Below are 3,323 nucleotides of genomic sequence, written 5' to 3'. Positions count from 1 at the left end.
GTTCGCCGAGACGCCCACCGACCTGATGACGATCGGCCTGCACGAGAGCCTCGACGAGGCGATGCGGCAGGCGGTGCGCGAGATGGTGCGCCACGTCTGCGCCCGCACCGGGCTGACCCGCAACCAGGCCTACATGCTGTGTTCGCTCGCCGGGAACCTGCGCATCACCCAGACGGTCGACGGCAACAAGGGCGTCCACATGCTCATGCCCAAGACCGCCCTGACGACCAAGGCCTGAACGGGGCCATCACCGCGCGACCCGCGCGGGCGACCGTCACGGTGCGGGTCGTCCGCGCAGGTCGTCCGCGCAGGTCTTGCGTGGAGATCTTCCGCGCAGGTTGATCGCCGATCACAGGCCGGGTCCACTCGCGACCGATCGGGGTCGAGAACCGCGAAACGCGGGGACCGTGCCGCGTCGGCCGGATCGCGCCGACGGTGGGAGGCGGGCGTTCTCCGGAGGTTCCGGTGTGCGGTCGCGAGGTAGATGCGGGTCCGACGTCCCGCGCTCGCGATCTCCGCGGCTGCCGGCTGCCGGCTGCGCCGCGAGCTGCCGGCCGAGGTCGCAGCGCCGGGCGCCCGACACCCGACATCCGACGCGAGCATCCCACCGTTCGCCGTCCTTCTCGAAGGTGAAGAGGGGGAGCTGTGGAAGTCGAGGTGCGATTGGTCGCAGAGATCTGCCACACCGCCGGAACTCCTGTGGCCTGCGCGCCTTCAGACAGGACACGAGCGAGGGCACCATGAGTGACGACACAGCGACCAAGACGGAGGCCACCGGCGCCCAGCCGCCCGGTCATCCGCTCGATCCCTCAAAGGCACCGCCGCCCCTGGCTGAGAGCGCGGGACCAACTTCGCCCGGGTTGCCCGATCCAAAGCCAGACCGCACGCCTGAGAGCGGCGGTTACGACGGCAAGCCGCCGTCCACTAGCTCGAGCAACTCGAAGGGCGGCTATGGGGCAGGTTGAGGCACGGAGTAGGTTCGCGACTCAAAGTCGTGAACCTGGCAGGTGAGGCGAGATCCGCGTCAGTTGCGTTCCTGAGAATTGGAGCACGGGAACGCAGCCCATGGTAGAGTCGAAGGCGCGAGCAGCCGTGTTGGTCGTAGAGGACGAGCCAGTCCAGCTCATGGCGATGGTCGCGGCACTGGGTGATGCCGGCTTCGAGGTGGCCGAGGCAACAGGCGTAGATGCTGCGGTTGCTCATCTCGACGCTCGACCCGAGATTGTCGCGATGATCGCGGACGTGGATCTGGCCGGCGAGCCGTTGACCGGGTTCACGTTAGCGAAAGCGGTCGCGGCACGATGGCCGGAGGTCGCGATCCTCATCGTATCCGGGTTGGCGTCGCCGACCGAGGATCAGCTGCCGATGGCTGCACAGTTTATGCGCAAGCCGTTCTCAGACGAAATGTTGGTCAAAGCCACGCGACGGATCATATCGGCGCGCGGCATGGAGCTTTGAAGGTCGCCTGGTCGGTTCGCCGATCGAGGCGACATCGAGCTACGCTGCTCAGGCGGCTGCGCGACCTGGCCGGCCCAAACCAATATTTTTTGCGAGAGCAGACCGGGCCTCCGAGTACGAGGCGGCCGTCGTCGGATAATCGTCCGGCAGTCCGAACTTCGCCCGGTAGCCGCGCGGGTCGAGCCCATGCTTCGTGAGGTGTCGCTTCAACGTCTTGTATGATTTTCCGTCGATGAAGCTGACGAGCCCGTCGGGCCGGATCGACTTGCGGATCTGTGCCGCGGTGGGCTTCTCAACTTCTTCGTCCGGGGTGCTGACACCACCAGCCGCTGTCACGCTCGCGATGCCGTTGAGGGTCGCATGAACGGTGCGGATCAAAGCGGGAAGTTCAGTTGCCGGCACGCGGTTGTTGGACACGTAAGCCGCTACCAGTTCGCCCGCCATTGCGAGCATGTCAGGGTTTAACCCCAGGTTTTCTTGCGTCACTTCGATTGTCCTGTATGTACGCTACTGGCGTGAGATGTACCGATCTCTCGTCCAAATCAAGGCATGACTCGCACAAGATCGTGCGGTCCTGCCGTGACCTGTACGCATGATCGACGGATAAGGTTTCCAGGAGAAGGCAGCCCGGCGCCCCATCGGGGCGGTCCCAGCTGCTTTCACCACGCTCCGCGGCAGTGCGGCGTCACTCAAGGTGCAGCCGTGGAGAAAGACTTCATCCGGAAAATGGGGTCAGCCGGGGCCGATGCGCATTAAAAAAGCCCCGGCCGCGTCTGCGGTCCGGGGCTCATTATCATGCGCAAGCCTGCGGCTGCTGTTCAGTACCCGTAGCCGTAGTACCCGCCGCACGAGCCTGGGCCATACCCATAGGCGCCGTACCCGTACGTGCCACCGTAACCGCAGTTTCCGTAGTAGCCGCCTAAGCCGTAGCCGACGCCCAGGCCAAGACCGACGGCCGCCAGACCGTAGCCAAGTCCCCGACCATATCCGCCGCGACCGTAGCCACCCGCGAAGCCGCGGCCGGCAAACCCACGTCCGACAAAACCGCCGCGAGGTGTGCCTATACCGCCGCGAAAGCCGCCGCCGCCGCCGAAGCCGCCACGGAAACCACCGCCACCGCCGTGGAAGCCGCCACCGCCACCGCCACCGCCGAAGCCGCGGGCATCAGCGGTCACCGGCGTGAAAGCCAAGGCTGCAATCAGAGCCGTTGACGCAAAAGCAATTTTCTTCATTCCGTGAACTCCATAGCCGACCCATCAGAATCGGCCTGTTATAAAGGAGCAACTGCTAGACCTTGCGATAGTTCTCGCGACAGCGTGTCCTACGACACACGAAAATGTATCGGAGTGTTTCTTAGGGCTTCGCTTGGCTTTGGCGTTCAAAGCTTGGTCTTAGAGCCTGATGGTGTCGCGGTTGGCTCCACCGTCGGGTGCGCGATCCGTAATCGGGTTGGGATGGCACCCAAATGAGGAGATGCATAACGCTCAAGCGACGGGAGTTCCTTTGGCACGACATAGTCCCCTCGCCGATGCGCTCAGCTCGGATATGACAGTGAGTTCGACCGGAATTTCGTAAAGCGGAGGTGCGTTTCCTATGCGTATGCCTTGACGATCTACCTCATCGGGTGGAGCGGTGGATCCTCTTGATGGAAGGGATCGTCGTGGACGAAAAACTCGAAGCTCAACCCTATAACTTCATCGAACTCGCCGCCGACCTCGTCGCGGCTTAGACCCTGTTTCATAAAGCTCGGGCGATCCGTCTGACGAGGATCATGGCTGCGGCGAGGACGAAGAAGGCGAGCGCAGAGGACGGGGTAGCCTCGTGGTCGCGAGCCAACCTGCGGCAGCGGGCGATCCAGCCGAAGC

Annotated in this window: 3 protein-coding genes and 2 pseudogenes; 2 read left to right on the top strand and 3 right to left on the bottom strand. The window is 64.0% G+C overall.

Translation table 11 applies throughout. From position 1 onward, the window contains the following. Both MKK60_RS08225 and MKK60_RS08220 read left to right on the top strand, forming a co-directional pair. Nucleotides 1-238: pseudogene (locus MKK60_RS08225) on the top strand (acetamidase/formamidase family protein); the annotation flags it as partial. A gap of 827 nt (nt 239-1,065) precedes the next feature. Then, nucleotides 1,066-1,458, top strand: a complete 393-nt coding sequence (locus MKK60_RS08220) for a response regulator (protein WP_147840939.1) — start codon at nt 1,066-1,068, stop codon at nt 1,456-1,458. A 48-nt stretch (nt 1,459-1,506) separates the two neighbouring features. Here MKK60_RS08220 and MKK60_RS08215 read toward each other — a convergent pair whose 3' ends face one another. The 3 genes and pseudogenes from MKK60_RS08215 to MKK60_RS08205 form a co-directional block, all read right to left on the bottom strand. Continuing rightward, nucleotides 1,507-1,902, bottom strand: a complete 396-nt coding sequence (locus MKK60_RS08215; protein ID WP_147840978.1) for a MucR family transcriptional regulator — start codon at nt 1,900-1,902, stop codon at nt 1,507-1,509. A gap of 374 nt (nt 1,903-2,276) precedes the next feature. Next, nucleotides 2,277-2,690 (bottom strand): hypothetical protein, encoded by a 414-nt coding sequence (locus MKK60_RS08210; RefSeq protein WP_243984998.1) that lies wholly within the window; start codon nt 2,688-2,690, stop codon nt 2,277-2,279. Nucleotides 2,691-3,195: 505 nt separating this feature from the next. Further along, a pseudogene (locus MKK60_RS08205) lies at nt 3,196-3,323 on the bottom strand (IS5/IS1182 family transposase); the annotation flags it as partial.

Origin of the sequence: Methylobacterium sp. J-092 (assembly GCF_022829325.1) — a bacterium.
In the GTDB taxonomy this organism is placed as follows: Bacteria; Pseudomonadota; Alphaproteobacteria; order Rhizobiales; family Beijerinckiaceae; genus Methylobacterium.
This window is presented reverse-complemented; position numbering and strand designations above follow the sequence as displayed.